This is a genomic window from Acidobacteriota bacterium, assembly GCA_020845575.1.
In the GTDB taxonomy this organism is placed as follows: domain Bacteria; phylum Acidobacteriota; class Vicinamibacteria; order Vicinamibacterales; family Vicinamibacteraceae; genus Luteitalea.
In genome coordinates, this window is the sequence record JADLFL010000040.1 from 56,705 (window position 1) to 77,316 (window position 20,612).

Consider the following 20,612-nt stretch of genomic DNA (forward strand, 5'->3'; position numbering starts at 1 on the left):
GCCGCGCCGAAGCGCCGCAGGCGCGAAGGCGTGCCCGGTGCCCGGTGCCCGGCCGGAGTTAGAATGTCCCCCGGCCCATGGCGCTCGACCAACTGCTGAGCTGGCTGCCTCCAGACTCTCCGGATGCCGAACTGGCGCGGAGACTGGATGCCGACCGCCTGCCGAGGCACGTGGCCGTCATCATGGACGGCAACGGTCGCTGGGCCGGACAACGCCATCTCCCTCGCGTGGAAGGACACCGGGCCGGCACACGTGCCGTCAGGGAAGTGGTCGAGACATCGGCGCGCCTCGGCATCGGGTATGTCACGCTGTACGCGTTCTCCGTCGAGAACTGGAAGCGGCCCGCCTCCGAGGTCGCCACGCTGATGGCCCTGCTGAAGCGCTACCTCAGGGCCGAACTCGAGACGCTGCTTGCCAACAACATCCGCCTCAACATCATCGGCCGCACGCAGGAGCTCGCGCCCGACGTCCAGCACGAGCTGCACGTGGCGATGGAGCGCACCAGCCGTAACACGGGGACGGTGCTGACCATCGCCCTGAACTACGGCGGGCGCGCCGAGATCGTCGATGCCGTGCGCCGGGCGATCGCGGATGGCCTCGCGCCCGACGACATCGACGAGGCCCGCTTCGGCCGCCTGCTGTCCACGCACGACATCCCGGATCCCGACCTGCTGATCCGGACCTCCGGCGAGATGCGCGTGAGCAACTTCCTCCTCTGGCAGATCGCCTACAGCGAGATCTACGTCACCGAGACCTTCTGGCCCGACTTCCGGCGGACGCACCTGTTCGAAGCTCTGCTCGACTATCAGCGTCGCGAGCGACGCTACGGGGGGATCGCCGCCGCGCCGGTGGATCCCGTGGCTGCAGGCCGGTGACGCGCATCATCAGCGGGCTCGTCCTGCTGTCCCTCGTGGTCGGCGTGTTCTGGTTCCTCCCACCGTGGGGGACTGCCGCATTCGCCTTCGTCGCGCTCCTGCTGAGCCTGCGTGAGTACGCGACGCTCGTCGAACGCACTGGCCTCGACGTTGTCCCCGGCGTGTCGGCGGTCCTCAGCGTCGGCATGTTCCTGGTCCTCGTCTGTCACCTGCCGGCGTCCCACTGGATGCTCGGGAGTGCCGTCGCGACGGGTGGCGCGCTCGTGGCACGCGGCCGGGTCCCCGCGCAGGCGACGGCCGTTGCGGCGGCCATGCTGTTCCCCGTGGCCTATCTCGGGATGGGCATCGCCACGGTGCCGCTCGTGAGGGAGGCCTACGGCGCTCCGGCCCTGATGACGCTGTTCCTGACGCAGATCGGCAGCGATACGGCGCAGTACTACACCGGTCGCGCGTTCGGTCGCGTGCCCCTCGCTGCCGCGCTCAGTCCGAAGAAGACGCGCGAGGGCGCGCTCGGGGGACTCGTGGCCGGCGCTGTGGTCATGTTGGCGTTCGGGCGACTGTGGCTGCCGGGCATCGCGCCGTGGCACCTCGCGATCCTCGGCGTTGCCGTGGCGATCGTGGGCATTGCGGGCGATCTCTTCGAATCCATGCTCAAGCGCAGCGCCGACGTGAAAGACGCGTCGGACCTGATTCCGGGCCATGGCGGCATGCTGGATCGCATCGACTCGCTGCTGTTCACGATGCCGCTCTACTACATCGCCCTCCAGTGGCTCTGGCCCGCCGGGCCGGGCGCATGATCCGGCTCGCCATTCTCGGCAGCACGGGGTCCATCGGCGTCAGCGCCCTTGACGTGGTGGCCGCGCATCCCGGCCGGTTCGACGTTGTGGGTCTTGCCGCCGGCGGCAACATCGGCGCCATGCAGGCGCAGGTGGCCGCCGTTCGCCCGCGCGCCGTGGCGATGGCCACCGACCAGGCGCTCCGCGCCGTTGAGGACGCGCTGCCGGCAGACGTGCGGCAGGGCGTGGCGACGTGGGCGTCCGGCCGCGAAAGCCTGTCGGCGGTGGCCACGCACCCGGACGTCGACGTGGTGCTCTGCGCCTGTTCCGGCACCGAAGCGCTCGAAGCCGTGCTCGCCGCGATCGACGCGGGCAAGCGCATCGCGCTCGCCAACAAGGAAGTGCTCGTGATGGCGGGTGCCCTGGTGATGGCCCGGGCGCGGGCGCGCGGCGTGGACATCCTTCCGGTGGACAGCGAGCACAACGCCATCCACCAGTGCCTGGCCGGGCACTCGCAGTCGCACGTGCGCCGCCTGGTCCTGACGGCCTCCGGTGGCCCCTTCCGCACGCTGCCCGTCGAAGCGCTGTCGACCGTCACCGCCGCCGACGCGCTCAGCCACCCCACGTGGAAGATGGGCCGGAAGATCACCGTGGATTCGGCGACGATGATGAACAAGGGGTTGGAGGTGATCGAGGCGCGCTGGCTCTTCGACGTCCCGCCTGACCGCATCGACGTCGTGATCCACCCGCAGTCGGTGGTGCACTCGATGGTGGAGTTCGAGGACGGCTCGCTGCTCGCGCAGCTAGGCGTCACCGACATGAAGCTGCCGATCCAGTACGCCTTCACGTGGCCCGACAGGTGGGAGAGCCCCGTTCCGCGTCTCGACTGGCGGCAAGGGCTCGACCTGCGGTTCGAGGCACCAGATGCGGGCCGATTCCCGTGTCTGGACCTGGCTTACGCGGCCCTGCGTGCCGGCGGCGCCGCCCCCGTGGTATTGAACGCGGCCAACGAAATCGCCGTAGCGTCTTTTCTGGAGGGCTTCACACCCTTCACGGGCATCGCGTCGACGGTTGCCGAGGTGCTGGAGGAGGCGGCCGGTCGGGTGCTCGACAGTACGTCGCTCCCGGCCATCCGCGACGTGGACACATGGGCCCGGCGCGCGGCGGCGGCCAGGCTGGGCACTGTAGAATCGACAGGACGAGGCAAGACGGCGTGACAAATCTGTGGGCCTTTCTCTTCGTGCTCGGCGTGCTCGTGTTCGTGCACGAACTGGGACATTTCCTGCTCGCGCGCTGGAACGGCGTGCGCGTGCTCACGTTCTCGCTCGGGTTCGGCCCGAAGCTGCTGAAGTTCACCCGCGGCGGCACGGAGTACTGCATCAGCGCGATTCCGCTCGGCGGCTACGTGAAGATGGCCGGCGAGACGGTGGAGGACGAGCGCTCCGGCGCTTCCGACGAGTTCCTCTCGAAGACCAAGTGGCAGCGCTTCCAGGTCCTCATCGCCGGTCCGGCGATGAACCTGCTCCTGGCCGTGGGCCTGATGACGTTCGTCAACTGGAGCGGTGCCACCGAACCGGCGTTCGAGCAGCGCACGCCCGTTGTCGGTCGCGTGCTCCCCGGATCGGCCGCCGAGAAGGCCGGCATCCAGTCGGGCGACGTCATCGTGTCGTTTGCCGACAAGGCGGTGGAGACGTGGCAGGGCCTGCAGATGCGTGTGGTGCCGCGCGCCAACCGCGAGGTGCCCATTGTCGTGCGCCGCGGTGGGGAGTCGCACCAGTTCACCATCGTCCCAGAGGCGCAGACCAAGTACGAGATCGGGGATCTGGGGATCGGACCGGTCCTTCACCCGGAAGTCGCAGACGTCATCAAGGGCAGCGCTGCCGAGGCCGCCGGGTTGCTCGCCGGGGACGTGATCGTGTCGTTCAACGGCACCGACACGCAGGGGTACACGCTCGACCAGATGATCGGCGAGATCGGCAAGCTCGCCGGGCAGCAGGTACCGGTCCGGATTCTGCGCGGCGGATCCGCCCAGGAGTTGCTGGTGACTCCACGGGAGACGGACGGCGTCGGGCGCATCGGTGCGCATCTCCGTGCGTTCGAGACCGTGAGTATCCAGCCGGGGTTCGTGCAGGCCTTCGGCATGAGCCTGAAGCAGAACTGGGAGTGGACGGCGATGATCGGCGAGACGCTGGTCGGCCTGTTCACTGCCGAGACGTCGCCGCGCCAGCTGGTGGGGCCGCTCGGGATCGCCGAGGTCGCGGGCGGTGCCGCCTCCGTGGGCTGGGCCGCGTTGTTCGGTACGATGGCGATGATCAGTCTGAACCTCGGGCTGCTCAACCTGATGCCGATCCCGATCCTCGACGGCGGGCACATCACCATCCTGGCCATCGAGGGCCTCGCACGCCGTGACTTCAGCGTGCGCGTGAAGGAACGCATGCTGATGGCCGGCTTTGCCGCCCTCATGCTGCTGATGGTCACTGTCCTCTACAACGACCTGCGCCGCGTGGAGTGGCTCAGCCGTCTGTTGAGCGGCAGCTGATGGCCACGAAGGGAGACACCATGACGAAGATCGGACGCGCCGCGCGAGCGGCGATGCTGGGAGTGCTGTTGCCCGTGACCGCCTGGGCGCAGGCGACGCAAGCGGACATCGACGCCCTGCAGACGCAGGTTGGTACGGTTGCGCAGCGGATCGAGCAACTGCAGCAAACGGATCCCGCGAAGGCCGCCACGCTGGCGCGTGACCTCGACCTCGTGAAGGACGATGTGGCGTACCTGCGGGTGCGGCTGCGCCGCGAGAACAGCGTGCCGGGCGCCGAAGTGAGCGCCGTGCGCCAGCGCCTGGCGTCGCTCGAGCAGGAAGCGTCCGGGACGGCGCTGCGCGAAGCGGCTCCAGCGACGCGGTCGGGCGAGATCGCCGTCGGTCAGGAACTCGATGCACGACTGCAGATGCCGCTCAGCTCGCAGACGGCGGAAGTCGAGGACCGCTTCGAGGCCACCACGATGGTGGACCTGTATCAGGGCGACGCGCTGCTCGTGCCTGCCGGGTCGGTGCTGCGTGGCGTGGTGAGCGCGGTGGAGCGCGCCTCGCGCGTGGATCGCCGCGGCAGCCTGACCCTCACCTTCGATCAGATGACGGTCGGCGGACAGACCTACAGGATCCGCGCGTCGGTGACGCAGGCGATCGAGGGCAAGGGCATCAAGGGCGAGGTGGGCAAGATGACCGCCGGTGCGGCGGCCGGTGCGATCATCGGCGGCATCCTGGGTGGATTCCAGGGGGCCGCGCTCGGCATCGCGATTGGCGGTGGCGGCTCGCTCATCGCCCTTCCCGGCACGAACGTGAAGGTCGAGGCCGGCACGGTGCTGCGCGTCAGGTTCGACGCGCCCGTCGTGCTCGCCGGTTCGCCCGCGGTCCAGTAAGCCGGGCCCGACCCCTCACGCTCAGCTGCGCGGGGCCTGATAGGAGCGCCTGCCCCGGGCCGTCAGGCCCGGGCGGGTGAGCCGCACCTCTATCTTGTGGACCTTCCCGTCGGTCCGCGGCTCGAACCCGAGCAGGTACTGGCTGTGGAGTTCCTGCGCCACGCGCGTGAACGTGGGACCGAGGTCGTCGGTGTCGCGCAGTTCGAAGTAGCCCCCGCCCGTCTCGTCGGCCATCTTGCGCAGCGCACCGTCGGGCCGCGTCCTGATGCCCTGCATCATCGACTGCAGCCCGATTCCGTAAATCATCACTTCCTCGTCGCGCGCGCGGCGCAGCACCTCGCCCTGGCCGCCGCGGCTCGCCGTGTCGGCGCCGTCGGTGAACGCGAGGATCACCTTGCGTCCTTCGATGTCCTTCAGTTCGTCGAGGCTGAAGAGAATCGCGTCGAACAGGCGCGTCGGGTTGCCGAACTGCATGTCGCGGATCGACGCGATCAGCATGTCGCGGTCGTTGCTGAAGTCGCTGAGGAAGGCGATCTTGTCGTTGAAATAGCCGATGCGGGCCTTGTCTTCGGGCAGCAGCCGGATCACGAACTGTTCGGCCGCCTGCTTCAGCAACTCCAGCGTCATCGTCATGCTGCCGCTGGAGTCGAGCATGACGGCGACGGTCACCGGCTGGATCTGGTTGTCGAAGATGCCGATCGGCACCTTGACCTTCTCGTCGTAGATTTCGAAGTCCGACTGCTCGAGGCCCGGCACGAGGCGCTTGTTCGCGTCGGTGACGGTGACGTACACAGGCACGTTCTGCGCACCGATGCGGAACGTCGGCTGCTGCGCACCGAGCCGGCTGGCGACGCCGAGAGACAATGGGACCGAGAACAGCACATCGCGCCGGGTGAGCATGCGTACAAGCGTAGCAAAAGGATGCATGGCCGTTGTCACGGGAGTGTGGTTCGCGCTGGCCGCTCCGGCGGCAGGCCAGAGCGGTGGCGGCCCGTCGCCGCGCGCGTCCCTCCGGGTCGAACCGTTGCTGGGTCAGGCAGACCTCGCGCTCTGGCGTGTGCAGCCGGCGCAGGCTGAGGGGCTCGTGGACAGCCGCCTGCGCGTCGAGCAGGCTGGCCGTACGACCGAGATCCCGCTCGATGGGTCGATCACCGCGCGGAGAGCACGCGCGATCGGTGCGGTCCGTCTCCTGCCCTCGACAGGCCGGGTGCTCCTGCACCTCGATCCCCATCACGATGCGTCGGGGCTCCTCGTCGTGGACCTCGTCGCTGGCGCGGTGGTGGATGCCGTCACGGCGCGCGACCTGGTGCCGTCGCCGGACGGACGGTACTGGGCGTTCGAGGAGCACGCCGTGCGCAGCCAGGAGCAGTGGCCGCACACGGAAACGGTCTACGCCGTGTACGATGCCGCTGCGTCACCCGAAGCCAACGCCAGGCCCTGTCCGACAGCCGACGACAGGTGTCGTGGCGAAGTGCTCTTCCTGCCGGACAGGCTCGCATTGTGTCGGCAGGTGGCGGTGGCGCGAGGCGGATCGTGCCTCACGGCGGATCGGCCGCCGCGACACGCGCGCCGTTCGCCGTTCGTCTGGCTGTCGAGCAGGGAACTGGCGTGGGTGGACGTGGATCTGGTGGCGCAGGAGGCAACGCTCGTCCTCGCCACGATGCACCCGGGCGCGCCGGCCACGATACGCGCGGTGAGGCTGGAGCGCTCGCGCGTGATCGAGGACGTGGATGTGCCACCCGTACGTGAGGCGTGGACGATCGAAACCATCACGCGCGACGACGATGCGTCGCGCGTGTGGCTGCAGTTCAGGAATCCCCTGCCGCAGGCGCCAGGACGGCGTCTCGGCGTTCGCATCTTCTGAGAGGTTCGTCGCGATGGTTCGAGGATGGCTCACCCGGCACGCGTGGCTGCTCGTGGCAGTCACGGTGGTGTTCGGTTCGTCGGTGCTGGCGTTGTCGGCGCAGGTCAGGTCGGGCGGCAAGGATACGGCGGTTCACGCGCGCAAGCCGTCGCGGCTGCTGATTCGGAAGGCGATGGTGATCTACGGCAACGGCAAGCCGCCGTATGGGCCGATGGACATCCTCGTGCAGGACGGCGTGATCGCGCGCGTCGCGCCGAACCTCCCCGTGGAGGCCGACGCCGTGATCGATGCGACGGGCAAGTACGTGATGCCCGGTCTCGTCGACACGCACATGCACTGGCACGACGAGCGCGCCGGCATCCCGATGTCGATCCAGTACGAGCGCAACCTGTATCTCGCCAATGGCGTGACGCTCACGCGCGAGAACGGCGGCAACTTCGCCAAGAGCAAGCAGTGGCAGGCCGAGTCGGCCGCCGATCGGATCATCGCGCCGCGCATGCAGGTGTACTGGGTGGTGGCGCGTGGCGACGGCACGACCGAGTCCATCCGCGCCAACGTGCGCGAGGCGAAGGCGCGCGGCGCCGATGGTCTGAAGATCTTCGGCATGGATCGCGATCAGGTCGAAGCGACCATGTCGGAGGCCAAGGCGCAGGGACTCAAGACGACCACGCACATCGCCGTCGAAGAAGTCACGGCCGTCGATTTCGCGGAACTCGGCGTCGATTCGATCGAGCACTTCTACGGCGTCGCCGACGCCGCGATCGACGGCGTGCAGCACTTCCCGCCGGAGATGAACTACAGCGACGAGCTGTTGCGGTTCTCGAAGGCCGGCGAACTGTACGCGCAGGCCGACCCGAAGAAGCTCGAACAGGTGATCGACCTGATGGTGGCCAGGAAGGTGGCGTGGAGTCCGACGCTCTCGATCTACGAAGCGAGCCGCGACGTCATCAAGGCGCAGAACCTGCCCTGGTACAAGGAGTATCTCCACCCGGCGCTGCACGCGTTCTTCGAGCCGAATCTTGCCAACCACGGGTCGTACTTCACCGGCTGGACCAACACCATGGAGGTCCGCTGGAAGCAGCAGTACCGCATCTGGATGGACGCACTGCGCTCGTTCGGCACCAAGGGCGGCGTCATCACGACCGGAGACGATGCGGGGTTCATTCATTCGCTGTATGGCTTCGGTCTGGTGCGCGAGCTGGAACTGCACGAGGAGGCCGGCTTCCATCCGCTCGACGTCATCAAGCACGGCACCGTCAACGGCGCGACGCTGCTCGGCATGGGCGACAAGGTGGGACGGATTCGTCAGGGATTCCTTGCCGATCTCCTCGTCGTGAACGGCAATCCGCTCGAGAACCTGCGCGTGCTGAACCCTTACGGGATCGACGTGATGAAGGACGGACGCATGACGCGCGGCGGCGGGATCGAGTGGACGATCAAGAACGGCATCCCGTATCACGTCCCCACCCTCATGCAGGAAGTGAAGACCATCGTCGAGACTGACAAGAAGAAGCTGGGGAAGTGAACCGGCTGAACTCGGTCAGTCGAGGTGCCACTGGCGGGCGATGTCGCGTCTGACCCACAGCTCGTACGGCTGGCCGTATCGTCGTCCGAGGCTCTCGCGTCGCCACAGGAAGCGCCAGAGCGCGCCGGGATCGGGGCGCGACAGCCACGGCAGCCATGTGCCCCACGTGGTGAAGCGCACTTCGGTGGGCAGGTGCGTATCGGCGAGTGACGCATGCGTCCCCGCGGGCGACGTTCGCCGCGCCGGCACGAACACGAATGGCAATGTCTTGCGATCGCCGGCATCGACTGCCTGCACCGCCCCGTCGAGCGCCCGCAGGTACCACCGCGCGGGCCATGCTGCCGATTTCATCACGCCGATGCACGGCTGCCCCCGCGAGACCAGCGTCGGACAGTCGCGCGCGAGGCGCGCCATCAGCGCATGTGTCTCCGCGGCGTACTCCATCTGCACGAGTGGTTCGGCGGGATCGCTGCGCGTCCAGGTCGTTGCGCACACGGCACCCCAGACGGTGACGCTGCCAAGGGCCACGAGGCAGAGACGCCATCCGATGCGCAGACGTGGCCATGCCCCGGCAAGCGCCGGTGCGGCCAGCATCATCCACGGCAGTGCGACGTGGACCGACAGCCACGGGACCTTCTCACCGGCATAGGCATAGAGCAGCGTCTGGGTGAGAGCCAGCCATGTCCACCACGCCCCGGCCTCGTCATCGACGCGCACGCGTGCCCGCGCGGCCCACCAGAGCAGGACGACCAACAGCGGCAGCAGCGCGAGGTGCGCAGGATGTGCGTGGGTGATGCGGTACACGGTGTCGCGGACGGGCCATGCCGCGATGCCGATCGCCACGCCGGCGATCGAGGCGAGCGTCGCGTCACGCGCCACCGTCCGAGGTGCGGTCCACACCGATCGGCCGACGGCCAGCGCCGCGCCGGCCACGAGCAGTGGTTCGTAGAGCAGGAGCAGGGCGGCGTAGTAGTGGAAGGGACCACGCAGTCTCGGCTGCCTGTCGATCCCGATCCAGTGCGTCAGTCCGTCCACCGTCGCGGCGCGGATGGTCAGCCACGTGGCGTCCCAGCCCGACGCCGACGTCCTGTGTGCCCACCACGTCGTCACGAAGAGCGCCACGACGATCGCCACCATCGCTGCCGCGACCGTGACAATCGTGGCCCGGGCGGGTGTGGAGAGGGTAGGGCCGGCTCTCCGAGCCAGGCCGAGGTCAGGGGCCGATCGACCTTCCGTGCGATACACCGCTGCACGAACGACCGGCCATGCGGCAAGTGCGCCCACCAGGAACAGCGCGTTCAGCTTGGTGCACCAGGCTGCGGCCAACGCGATGCCGATGATCCACAGCGCGCGATCGACCTTCGCCGTCGACCAGTACCACCGGCCCCACGCCATGCTGGCCGTGGCCAGGAGGATGAGCGTGTCGTGTCCGTCGAAGCGCGAGTAGTACAGCCACGACGGCGATGCCACGACGAGGCCGCCGAGGACCATTGCCGAAGCGCGCCCGTGTTCGCGAGCGGTCAGTGCCACCAGGGCCAGTGCCGCGCCGATACCCGCCATCGCGGGAACGAGTCGCGCCACCCACAGGTCGCTCCCGAGCAGGCGCATGACACCCGCCTGGAGATGGTAGAGCAGCGGGCCGTGATAGACCGGCGAGGCGCGATACCAGCCTTCGAACGCCAGCATCTCGGAGAGCCACTGGTGGGTCATCTCGTCCTGATGCGGCAGGCGGACGCCGAGACCGGCGAGTCGCGTCACGGCGAGCGCGGCCAGCACCGCGAGCAGCAGGGGCCACGTGCGCGTCGCCGTCGCGCGTGTCGACTCAACGCACACGCCAGACCTCGGTGCCGTGACTGTCCACCACGCGATCGGCGACAGGCGCGAAGCGCGACGAATCGAGCCCGGGATGGTGCCGTCGCTCCGGGGCGCCGACGATGACGAGGGTGACGCCGGCCTCTCGCACCAGACGACCCACGTCTGCCGGATCGCCTGCGTAGAGACCCGCCAGCACACGACGTCGATGCTCGAGGACCGCCCTCCAGGCCGGTCCTCGGCGCCACAAGGCCTCGTGGCCGCCCCACCCGAGCAGCGACTGACGGCCCGTCAGCGACGCGATGCGCCCGGCGTAGCTGTATGCGTCAGCAGATGCTTCCGCAATGACGGCGTCGGCCGGTTCGGTCATCCAGACATGGCGGATGGCATCGGCGTCGCCGGGATGGTGCAGCGCGATGCCGGCAAGGCCGTCGAACGTGCGCACCGGCTCTCGCCGGCTCCAGAGGATCCCGATGGTCGACAGCGCTGACAGTACGGCCACGCACGCCAGTCCACCGAGGACACACCGTGTCACCAGCCGCGTCCGGTGCGCACCTGCCGTCCAGAGTGCCGCGACGACGGCCGGCAACGCGAGGGCCGCCAGCACCATGGCGTGCAGGTGCCATTTGAAGACCGTGTTGACGCGACGCAACTGCCAGCCGTACACGTCGTCCACCCAGACACACTCGGCGATGAGCACGAGCGACAGTGCCGACAGCGCGAACGCCGTCGGCACGCGCCCGACATGGTCGCGCGCCAGGTACACCTGTCCCATGACCAGCACGATGATCCCCCGCACGCCCCACGGTGGCCAGCACAGCGCGCAGACGATGGCGGCGACCCACGCAAGCGCGAGGACGCGGCGCCAGTCGCCGGTCAGCAGCAGGAGCATCACCAGTGGCGCGCACCACGTGGCGAGCACCAGCGCGAGCGCGCCGGGCGGACTGCCGTCCGGTTCGACGCCCCATCGCATCGCCGGCGGATCGACCGTCATCATCACCGGCCACGCCAGCATCGTCACGACTGCCGCCGCGCACACCGTGGCTGCCACGACGTCGGCCATGGGCCAGCGCCGCATCAGCAGGGCGGTCCAGAGCACGGCAACCAGCATCGGCAGGACGTCCCACGTCGACGTGAGCGCTGACGCCGTGGCGAGCATCGCAAGCGTCACCACGACCGGTACGCGGACCATTCGATCGCGCCTGTCGTGACCGATCTCGTAGAGCCGGATCAGCAATCCGGCGATGGTCACCAGCAGCGGCAGGGCGAGGACGTGGCCGTGCAGGTCACCCCACGTCAGGCTGAACAGCGGAAACTCGTTGATGGTGCCGGGGATGACTCGTGTGGCCTCCGCCACCGACGGTGGCCGCCCCGTGGTCACCAGGGACGCCACCGGTGCCCATGAACCGGCGGCGACGATGGCCGTGACGGCAATCCATGCGTACCTGGGGCGTACACGCGACCCGACGGACCAGGCCGCACACGCGACCTGGGCTGGCAGCGAGACCACGATCAGGTTGTAGGCGATCCATGGTGGATGGCCGGCGAGCGCAGCGACCGCGGCCCACCAGGCGTGACCGGCATGGTGGTAGTTGACGAAGTATCCCGCGAGCCATGGATCGCCGGGGGGAATGCGTGCCTGACCGAGCACGGCCGCCAGCAGCGCGTGATCCATCGGGCGTTCGGCCCCGATGATGGTGGGCGACCACGCGCGGACGCACGCGGCGATCCCGAGTGTGAGGAGAAACAGCGCGTCGACGCGCAGACATGTCCGCATCGACGGCCACGCGGCGTCACGTGTCTGCCATGTCGTCAGCGTGGCCGCGAGTGCCAGCAGGCCCGACACGATGACCGCGGTGCGGCCATCGACTCGCGCACCCATGCCGGCGGCGACCCAGATCCCGGCACCGAGCAGGAACGGACCGAGGACTTTGGCGAGGCCATAGCCCTGGTCGACCCACGCGCGTAGCAATGGGCGAACCAGCAGGAACCCGGCGAGGCCGAGCAGCCACAGGATGACCGCCCATGACGCGAGTGCCACCAGGGTCGCGTCGTGCGCCGGGAGAACGTTGACGGCCGCCATGGCGGCCATCACGCTAGAACTCGTCGAACTCGGTGAGTTGCGACCCGGGCACTGTCGTCGGGCCCTGACGTGTCATGGGCGCGACTTTGCCCTGCTCGACGAGACGGGGTGCGACATAGGGCTTACGGACGGTGGCAGTCTGATTCGACATCACGAATGTCCTTCTGCGGAAGCGGGCGATTCGCCCGTAAGCATAGACAAGCTCTGCCGGGCTGTCACCTGTTTCTGCGATTCGCGAGTCCCGAAAAATCACCGTACATTCCGAGCGTAGTCGGCCAGGATGCTTACGGCGGACACCAGACTGTCAGACCCCGATGGGCGAGCCAGGCGGGCCACCGGGTGGCGCTCCGCAAGTGTGGCGCACTGGCGCAGCGCCGCGGCGGCGTGTGCCGGCCCGAACGCCGTGCGACAGAACGCGTGCTCGACGAGCAGCAGGGCAGCCTCGACGGGTGCAACGCGATCGAGGGACAGCGACTCGCCCCAGGTCAGCGCGACGCACCCGCCAAGAGGCCGTCGATCGTGCGACGAGCAATTGACAGCGGTCGCGTGGACGGACTTGTCGGAGGATGTCCATCGTGGTGCCGTGCCGAGCGAGACGAGGGGCGCCGTTGCGAGACGAACGAGGGCCGCGACCGGTCGTACGAGCACCTCGCCGTCATCGGTGCAGTCGACCACTGCGAGATCGTCGGACAGCACGGCATGACCTGCTACCGCGCAGGCGGCCGCCGTCGTCGACTTGCCCATGCCGGAATCACCGAGCAGCACCACCGCTCGATCGTCGACCGCGATGACAGCGCCGTGCAGCACGAGGTGTCCCTGCTGCATGAGTGCGAGCGCCAGTGCCGGGCCGAGCACCTGCTGCGACACATCGCCGTCGCTGACCCCGGCCTCGGGCCAGGCGATCACGCGGCATCCGTGTTCGACGATGAACCGGCCGACACCTGGCGCGGCGAATCGTACGCGACTGGAGTCGGCGGTGCGGCCTGCACCGTCGGCCGGACATGGCAGTCCCAGACGCCAGCCGTCTTCGACGACGAGCGTCGCGGCGGCGGTGGTTGGTGACGCGAGCGCGGCTTCCGGCAGGACGAAGTCGGAGATGATGTTCAGCCCGGCCAGATGGTACCGGTGGGGAGACGCGTGCGCGGTCACGAGAGGACAGTCTGTCGCGTCCGCCGCTGCCGTTCAACCCTCGCTGTCCGGTAGACTCTGCCGGCGGTGCGTACCTCTCCACCAGCGCGTGAACGCCACTCCGTCGTAGGACGCCTTGTCGTCATCGGCGCCGGACCGACGGGACTCGGCGCGGCGCTCGCCTGCATCGAGCACGGCCACCCGGATGTCGTGGTGTTCGAGGCCGAGGATGGTCCCGGTGGGCTGGCCGGCAGCGTGATCGATGACGAGGGCTTCACGTGGGACCTCGGCGGTCACGTGCAGTTCAGTCATTACGAGCGCTACGACCGACTGCTCGATCGCGCGCTGGGCGACGCCTGGCTGCACCACACGCGAACCGCCGCCATCCGTGTGCTCGGCCACGACGTGCCGTATCCGTTCCAGCATCATCTCGAGGCGCTGCCTCCGCGCGAGCGTCAGTGGGCCGCCGAGACGCTGGCCGCTGCGACAGGCAGACCCGTCGACGACAGCTTCGCCGCGTGGATGGACGCGACCTTCGGTGAAGGGATCTGCGCCCTGTTCCTCAGACCGTACAACCGGAAGGTCTGGCAGCATCCCCTCGAGGACATGAGTGCGGCCTGGCTCGGGGAACGCGTGGCGCGACCCCGCGCGGAGGATGACGCGCCGCGTTCGGACTGGGGACCCAACGCCACGTTCCGCTATCCCGTACGCGGCGGGACCGGTGCCATCTGGAAGGGAGTAGCCCGGCTGTTGCCGGACACCATCGTGCGCACCGGATGTCGCGTCGTGGGTATCGATCCCGAGGGCCGGCGGATCACGCTTGCCGATGGGGAAGTCGTACCTTACGACACGCTGCTCGGCACGATGCCGCTCGATGCGCTCGTCGCCTGCCTGCCAGACTCGTCGCCAGCGGTGAAGGCCGCAGCGGCGCGACTCGTGGCCAACACCGTGGAACTGGTCGGCGTGGGCGTGGGTCTGCCCGCCGACGAGGCGATGCGCCGCCGTACCTGGATGTATTTCCCGGAGGCCGACAGTCCCTACTATCGCGTGACGGTGTTGTCCAACTACGCCGCGTCCAACGCGCCCGACGCCGCTTCGTACTCCCTGCTGACCGAGAGCGCACATCCTCGTGCCGAGCGTGTGGATCGCGATGCGTTGGTCGAGGCGACATGCCGCGCGCTCGAGCGAGACGGGTTGCTGCCGCGCGGTGCGCCGATCCGATCCCTGTGGCACCGCACGCTGGCGCACGGGTATCCCGTGCCGACGCGCGGGCGTGACGATGCACTCGCCACGCTCCACGCGGCCCTCGCGCCGTTCGGGATCCATACTCGCGGGCGCTTCGGCGGATGGAAGTACGAAGTCTCGAACCAGGACCACAGTCTCATGCAGGGGATGGAGTTCGTCGAACACTGGCTGCACGGTGTGCCGGAGATGACGTACCACAGCCCCGCCGACGCGAATCGCACCTACCATCGTGGCTGACCCGATCGCGATCAGCGTCGTCATTCCGGCACGCAACGAAGCCGCGGCGATCTCCGGCGTGATCGAGGACTGCCGCGCGTTCGCGCGGGCGGCGGGAATACGGCACGAGATCGTGGTCGTCGACGATGCGAGTGACGACGAGACGGCGCGCCTGGTGGAAGAGGCTGCGCGGCATGGTGACGTTCGCCTGATACGCCAAGCCACGCGTCGCGGCATCGCCGAGACGTCGCACGCCGGGCTGCTCGCGGCCCGGCACGACGTGATCTGCTACCTGGATGGTGACGGGCAGTTCACGGCCGCGGCATTCCGACCGTTGCTCGATCGCCTGGCCGACGCCGATCTCGTGGTCGGGTGGCGGCAGGCGCGTGTCGAACGCGGGCCGCGCACATGGGGCAGCCGTGTGTACAACGCCGCGACCCGCCTGGCGGGTGTGTCGGTTCACGACGTCAACTGCGGTTTCCGTGTGTTGCGGCGTTCCGCGTTCGCGAACGTGGCCGAGGCCGTCCAGTCGCGATCGTCGTTCTATTTCGCCGAGCTCACGCTGCTCATCCAGGCCACCGGAGGACGTGTCGTTGAAGTGACCGTCCCTCATCGGGCCCGCGTCGGTGGCCGGCCGTCGGGTGCGAGTCCATCGGTTGTCGTGAGGCAGTTCGTCGATCTCGTGCGCTACATGTGGCGGAGAGAGCGAACTGGTGAGACGCTGCGCGAGCCGCAGCCAGAGAGCACCGCCGTCGCAGGGGACGCGGCATCTCCGAGTACCGGCGCCGAGGTCGATGTGTCGCTGGTCGTGCCGGTCTACAACGAGGGCGGCACGATCGAGACATCGCTTGCAGAGTGGCTGGTTGTCCTGGCCGACAAGGGACTGCGTGCGGAATGCGTCGTCGTCGACGACGGCTCGACGGACGGGACGACTGATGTCCTGCGCGCGCTCGCCGCACGCGATCCGCGAATTCACGTACATCGTCAGGCCAACACCGGACACGGGGCCGCGCTGCTGACGGCCTATCGGCGCGCGCGTGGCCCATGGGTCGTGCAGATCGATGGCGATGACGAGATCGGCGCGTCGTCGTTCGAGGCGCTCTGGGTGGCACGCACGCCTGGTGGAATGGTGCTTGGTTGTCGTGCTGCTCGCGAACGTGCACGCGCGCGTCGCGTTGTCTCCCGTGCAGCGGCCACGTGGTTCCGGTGGGCGACGGGCGCCACGGCGCACGACGTGAACGTGCCTTTTCGTGTGCTGCCCCGCGAACGACTGGACGAGTTCCTCTCTGTCGTGCCAGACGGGCTCGTGGCTCCGAACCTCGCCCTGAGCATCCTTGCCGGCGTTCGTGGCTGGGATCTTCGCGAGGTACCCGTCGTCGAGCGCGCGCGCCTGACGACACGTCAGGGACTCGGTGGTCGACGGCTGTGGATGACTGTGTGTCGCGCGGCGTGCGAGAGCCTGGCCTTCCGCGTGCGCCTCGGGCGTCACTCGCCATGACGTATCCTCGTCACGTCATCCACGCCGGACGCCATGTCAGATCTGCTGCCTTCCACCCGCTTTGCCACGCGAACCGACGTCCTCAGCTCGCGCGTCGGCGACACCGGTGTGATGCTGCTCGATCCCGCCGCGTCGATGTACCTGGGCACTCATGGGGTGGGCGCGTTGATCTGGCAACGTCTCGCGGCGGGGCCGCAGACGATGGCGCAGTTGTGCGAGGCCGTCGAGGCCGAGTACGACGTCGATGCCGAGACCTGCCGCGGCGACGTGAAGACGTTCCTCGCCGACCTGCTCGATAGGAACCTGATCGCGCGTGTGGACGATGGCGCAGTCGCATCGCGTGACGCCTGAACGCGGCGTATGCCCGCTGACATCAGCCCGGGACCTTCGACTCTCCGGCGTGCCGCGACCCATCGCGTCCATCATCGCTCTGGCGACATGCCGCCCGCCCGCAACACCGACGCGTGATGTCCGTGCGTGTACGTGACCATGCTCGTCTCCAGAGGCGTGCAGGGCCTCACCTGTCGGTCGAGCGCGGAGGGCCGACCCTACCGCCGGCGCCAGGGGTAGGGCCGGCTCTCCGAGCCGGCCTCTGGCCGAGTTCCTGCTTGATGGGGTCCCAGTAGTCGCGGCGCCAGCGCTCTTCGGTGCGCGGGATGAGGGCCTTGGGTACGCCGCGGTGGGTGAGCGTCAGTTCGGTGCCGGTGTTCACGGGACGCAGGGTGAACGCGGCCATGGAGAAGACACCCTCGGGATAGTCGCCTTCGCGCCATGCGCGCACCACGCGCGTGTCCGGCGCCATGTCCACGACGATGCCCGAACCCTCGCCCATTCGGAAGCGCTGGCCGACGGCGTCGGAGTCGCTGACGAGGTGCTTGTAGACCTCAGCCGGCTCGGCGCGGAATGTCACCGTCTGTTTGATCGTCTTGCACATGGGAGCATCCTTGCAGATATCGGGGTGAACGGGGAGAACCCGCCTCGCGCATGGTAGCGTCTCCGGCAGACCAGCGATGCACGAGACCTACGACCTGCTCATCACCGGCGGCACCGTGGCCAACCATGACGGCGTGTTCGGCCGCGACATCGGCGTATGCGCGGGCCGCATCGCCGCCATCGGCAATCTCGGCGGCGCTCATGCCGGCGAGCGGATCGACGCCACGGGGCTGACGATCCTGCCGGGCGTCATCGACACGCAGGTGCACTTCCGCGAGCCGGGCCTCGACCACAAGGAGGATCTCGAATCGGGCTCGCGCGCCGCCGTCATGGGTGGCGTCACCGCCGTCTTCGAGATGCCCAACACCAACCCGCCCACCGTCTCACCCGAGGCGCTGGCAGACAAGGTCGGGCGTGCCACCAATCGCATGCACTGCGACTTCGCCTTCTGGGTCGGCGGTACGCACGAGAATGCGAAAGACGTCGCCGAGCTGGAGCGACTGCCCGGAGCGGCAGGCATCAAGGTGTTCATGGGGTCGTCAACGGGCTCGCTCCTCGTCGAGGACGATGCGGGCGTCACCGAGATCCTGAGGCGCACGCGCCGCCGCGCGGCCTTCCACTCCGAAGACGAGGCCATGCTGCGTGAGCGCATGGGGCTGAGAGTGCCCGGTGATCCCTCGTCGCACCCCGTGTGGCGATCGGCAGACGTGGCACTTGCCTGCACCAGACGGCTCATCGGCATCGCCCGTGCTACCGGCGCGCGCGTCCACGTGCTGCACGTGTCGACGGCCGACGAAATGGCCTGGCTCCGCGATCACAAGGACTACGCGTCGATCGAGGTGACGCCGCACCATCTCACGCTCGTCGCGCCCGAGTGCTACGCGAGCCTCGGTACCTTCGCGCAGATGAACCCGCCGGTGCGCGACGCGTCGCATCGCGATGGCGTCTGGCGGGGGATCGCCGACGGCACCGCCGACATCCTCGGCTCGGACCACGCGCCGCACACAGTGGAGGAGAAGCATCACGCCTATCCGGCGAGCCATTCGGGCATGACAGGCGTGCAGACGCTGGTGCCGATCATGCTCGACCACGTTGCGGCAGGGCGCCTGACGCTGGCCCGCCTGGTCGACATGACGAGCGCCGGGCCGGCACGCCTTTTCGGCATCGCCGGCAAGGGGCGGATCGCCGTTGGCTACGACGCCGATTTCACCATCGTCGACATGAAGCGGCGCGAGGTCATCACCAACCGCTGGATTGCATCGAAGAGCCAGTGGACGCCGTACGACGGCATGGCAGTCACGGGATGGCCCGTCGGAACCATCGTGCGGGGCAGGCGCGTGATGTGGGACGGCGAGTTGGCGGGCCCGTCCGGCGGCGCGGCCGTGCGCTTCGCGGAGACGCTGGCGCACGCCCCCGCGGCGATCAGCTGAACAGCGCGTAGACGATCATCTGCGTGACCGCGACAAACGATGCCCAGAAGCGGACGTTGCTGTACCACGGCGTCGGCTCGCGCAGGCTTGGCGTGAGCCGTGGCGCGACGACGAGGATCACGTACAGCGCGAGCGCGTAGAACGCGATGACGAGGAGTGCACCCGGTTCGATTGGCATCATCGCACCCAGCAGACGAGGCCTCGCAGCTCGTCCTCGGACTTGGCCGGCGTCATGAGGCTGACCACCAGCAGCGCCACCGACGCGGCAACGAACGACCAGAACGCCGTCCAGAGGTAGAGATATCCGAGCGTACTCATCGCCGCCGCGGTGCCGACACCGGCGAGCATGCCGGCCACGCCGCCGGCCGCCGTGGCGCGACGGGTGATCATGCCGAAGAGCACTAGCGAGAACAGCGCGCCCTGGAAGAACGAGAGGAACGTCTGGAACGCCTCGAACACCGAGCCGAAGTGCGTCTTGACCTGATAGCTGACGAGGGCCCCGACGGCGAGCATGAGGATGACGAGCAAGCGCCCGGCCCGCAGGCACTCAGTGTCTGAGGCGTGCGGCCTGATGAACGGCCTGTAGATGTCGGTCACGATGAGCGTCGACGCCGAGTTCACGTACGCCTCGAGGTTGGCCATCACCCCGGCGATGAACGCACCCGTCAGCAGGCCGAGCGCGCCCGGCGGCACGAGGCGTTCGATCATCAGCGGGAGCACGCGATTGGCATCGTAGCCGGGCCCTGGTGCGCCGAGTTCGTCACCGTACAGCGCGATGGCGAGCAGTCCCGGCAGCACGAGCAGGACCGGGAAGACCAGCTTGATCACGGCCGCGAAGACGTAGGAGGCGCGCGCGTGGGCCTCGTCCTTCACGCCGAGCGAGCGCTGCACGATCGCCTGGTTGCCCACCCAGTACGCCGGCCCCAGCACGAGACCGAGGCCGAGGATGAGCGCCGGCCACGGGTAGGTATCGTGTGAGGCGGACGGCAGGAGCTTGAAGTGCTCCGCCGTCCAGGTGTGCGCCGACACCTTCTCGAACATCATGCCGACGCCGCCCACTTCGCGGAGCCCGATGTAGCACAGCAGGCTCGCGCCGGCGATGAGCACGATGCACGACAGCACGTCGGTGAACGCCACGGCCTTGAGGCCGCCCGACGTCGTGAAGATCCCGACGAACACCGTCGTGAGTCCGACGGAGAACCAGAACGACCAGCCCAGCAGCCCTTCGAACATCGCCGCGGCGCTCACGAGGATCGTGGCCACCGTGCCGATCATGAACAGCGACCAGATGACGGCGAAGAACGTACGGACCGAGAGGTTGTAGCGGCGGCCCAGGTACTCGGGAATCGTCGACACGCCCGAGCCCCAGAACAGCGGCATGAAGAGGAACGCCGCGATGAGGACCGGGAAGGTACACGCGACGAAGTCGAAGTTCATCATCACGACGCCGTACCGATAGGCGTCGCCGGCCAGGCCGATCATGTCCTTCGCGCCGATGTCGGACACGACGAGCGACATCCCCGCCGCCCACCACGGCAGCGATCGCCCCGCCAGGAAGTAGTCGCCGCTCGTACGGATGCCGCGACTGGCCCACAGGCCGATCGCGGTCACCGCGAGCAGGTAGAGCACGATCAGGGCGATGTCGATGGTCGAGAGCTGAATCGCACGCACGGCGACAGATGATACTGCGTGCGGTGAAACCTGGACGACTGGCGCGACGGCCCCGCCCGAGTCCGGCGAGACGAGCATCCCTGCCGACAACCGCAGTCGCCGTCAGTTTTGACTAGTCTGACCAGATCATCTAGCCTGA

The 20,612-nt window shown here is 68.4% G+C and carries 19 protein-coding genes; 11 read left to right on the top strand and 8 right to left on the bottom strand.

The window, feature by feature from the left end; all coding sequences use genetic code 11:
• The first annotated feature begins 77 nt into the window (after positions 1-77).
• Genes IT182_11400 through IT182_11420 form a run of 5 tightly spaced genes read left to right on the top strand, consistent with a single transcriptional unit; the run spans position 78 to position 5,068 of the window.
• A complete protein-coding gene (locus tag IT182_11400) occupies positions 78-875 on the top strand; it encodes an isoprenyl transferase (GenBank protein MCC6163941.1) in 798 nt (265 codons plus the stop codon).
• Positions 872-1,672 (top strand): phosphatidate cytidylyltransferase, encoded by an 801-nt coding sequence (locus IT182_11405; GenBank protein MCC6163942.1) that lies wholly within the window; start codon positions 872-874, stop codon positions 1,670-1,672. Before IT182_11400 ends, IT182_11405 begins: the two co-directional genes overlap by 4 nt.
• Positions 1,669-2,868, top strand: coding sequence for a 1-deoxy-D-xylulose-5-phosphate reductoisomerase (locus IT182_11410; GenBank protein MCC6163943.1), 1,200 nt, complete (start codon positions 1,669-1,671; stop codon positions 2,866-2,868). Before IT182_11405 ends, IT182_11410 begins: the two co-directional genes overlap by 4 nt.
• Entirely contained in the window at positions 2,865-4,190 is a 1,326-nt protein-coding gene (rseP, locus tag IT182_11415; protein ID MCC6163944.1) for an RIP metalloprotease RseP, read from the top strand. The genes IT182_11410 and rseP overlap by 4 nt, the downstream gene beginning before the upstream one ends.
• 20 nt (positions 4,191-4,210) lie before the next feature.
• Entirely contained in the window at positions 4,211-5,068 is an 858-nt protein-coding gene (locus IT182_11420; GenBank protein ID MCC6163945.1) for a hypothetical protein, read from the top strand.
• 21 nt (positions 5,069-5,089) lie between these two features.
• On the opposite strand, the gene IT182_11425 is transcribed toward IT182_11420, so the two are convergent.
• Positions 5,090-5,968 carry a VWA domain-containing protein gene (locus IT182_11425; protein ID MCC6163946.1) on the bottom strand — a complete coding sequence of 293 codons (879 nt, stop codon included), beginning with the start codon at positions 5,966-5,968 and terminating at the stop codon, positions 5,090-5,092.
• A gap of 25 nt (positions 5,969-5,993) precedes the next feature.
• Between IT182_11425 and IT182_11430 the strand changes: the two genes are divergently transcribed.
• Both IT182_11430 and IT182_11435 read left to right on the top strand, forming a co-directional pair.
• Positions 5,994-6,932: a hypothetical protein gene (locus IT182_11430; GenBank protein ID MCC6163947.1), complete on the top strand. Its 939-nt coding sequence runs from the start codon at positions 5,994-5,996 to the stop codon at positions 6,930-6,932.
• Positions 6,933-6,945: 13 nt separating this feature from the next.
• Positions 6,946-8,457, top strand: coding sequence for an amidohydrolase family protein (locus IT182_11435; GenBank protein MCC6163948.1), 1,512 nt, complete (start codon positions 6,946-6,948; stop codon positions 8,455-8,457).
• A gap of 15 nt (positions 8,458-8,472) precedes the next feature.
• On the opposite strand, the gene IT182_11440 is transcribed toward IT182_11435, so the two are convergent.
• The 4 genes from IT182_11440 to IT182_11455 form a co-directional block, all read right to left on the bottom strand.
• Positions 8,473-10,290: a TIGR03663 family protein gene (locus IT182_11440; GenBank protein ID MCC6163949.1), complete on the bottom strand. Its 1,818-nt coding sequence runs from the start codon at positions 10,288-10,290 to the stop codon at positions 8,473-8,475.
• Positions 10,280-12,361, bottom strand: coding sequence for a hypothetical protein (locus tag IT182_11445; GenBank protein ID MCC6163950.1), 2,082 nt, complete (start codon positions 12,359-12,361; stop codon positions 10,280-10,282). The genes IT182_11440 and IT182_11445 overlap by 11 nt, the downstream gene beginning before the upstream one ends.
• Before the next feature lie 4 nt (positions 12,362-12,365).
• On the bottom strand, positions 12,366-12,503 hold the full coding sequence (locus tag IT182_11450; GenBank protein ID MCC6163951.1) for a hypothetical protein: 138 nt from the start codon (positions 12,501-12,503) through the stop codon (positions 12,366-12,368).
• Between the two features lie 98 nt (positions 12,504-12,601).
• The gene (locus IT182_11455; protein MCC6163952.1) at positions 12,602-13,501 is read right to left on the bottom strand and encodes a hypothetical protein; all 900 of its coding nucleotides are present in this window, start codon (positions 13,499-13,501) and stop codon (positions 12,602-12,604) included.
• A 66-nt stretch (positions 13,502-13,567) separates the two neighbouring features.
• On the opposite strand from IT182_11455, the gene IT182_11460 reads away from it, so the two are divergent.
• The 3 genes from IT182_11460 to IT182_11470 are packed head-to-tail and all read left to right on the top strand — an operon-like array spanning position 13,568 to position 16,790.
• On the top strand, positions 13,568-14,962 hold the full coding sequence (locus IT182_11460) for an FAD-dependent oxidoreductase (GenBank protein MCC6163953.1): 1,395 nt from the start codon (positions 13,568-13,570) through the stop codon (positions 14,960-14,962).
• Complete coding sequence (locus tag IT182_11465) at positions 14,955-16,439, top strand: glycosyltransferase family 2 protein (protein MCC6163954.1); 1,485 nt, start codon at positions 14,955-14,957, stop codon at positions 16,437-16,439. The genes IT182_11460 and IT182_11465 overlap by 8 nt, the downstream gene beginning before the upstream one ends.
• A 33-nt stretch (positions 16,440-16,472) precedes the next feature.
• On the top strand, positions 16,473-16,790 hold the full coding sequence (locus tag IT182_11470; GenBank protein MCC6163955.1) for a PqqD family protein: 318 nt from the start codon (positions 16,473-16,475) through the stop codon (positions 16,788-16,790).
• Positions 16,791-16,956: 166 nt separating this feature from the next.
• On the opposite strand, the gene IT182_11475 is transcribed toward IT182_11470, so the two are convergent.
• Positions 16,957-17,373: an SRPBCC domain-containing protein gene (locus tag IT182_11475; GenBank protein ID MCC6163956.1), complete on the bottom strand. Its 417-nt coding sequence runs from the start codon at positions 17,371-17,373 to the stop codon at positions 16,957-16,959.
• Between the two features lie 76 nt (positions 17,374-17,449).
• Here IT182_11475 and IT182_11480 point away from each other — a divergent pair, with 76 nt between their 5' ends.
• Complete coding sequence (locus IT182_11480) at positions 17,450-18,802, top strand: dihydroorotase (GenBank protein MCC6163957.1); 1,353 nt, start codon at positions 17,450-17,452, stop codon at positions 18,800-18,802.
• Here IT182_11480 and IT182_11485 read toward each other — a convergent pair.
• Both IT182_11485 and IT182_11490 read right to left on the bottom strand, forming a co-directional pair.
• Positions 18,795-18,983: a hypothetical protein gene (locus tag IT182_11485; protein MCC6163958.1), complete on the bottom strand. Its 189-nt coding sequence runs from the start codon at positions 18,981-18,983 to the stop codon at positions 18,795-18,797. The genes IT182_11480 and IT182_11485 overlap by 8 nt on opposite strands.
• The gene (locus tag IT182_11490) at positions 18,980-20,473 is read right to left on the bottom strand and encodes a sodium/solute symporter (GenBank protein MCC6163959.1); all 1,494 of its coding nucleotides are present in this window, start codon (positions 20,471-20,473) and stop codon (positions 18,980-18,982) included. The genes IT182_11485 and IT182_11490 overlap by 4 nt, the downstream gene beginning before the upstream one ends.
• Positions 20,474-20,612: the final 139 nt, after the last annotated feature.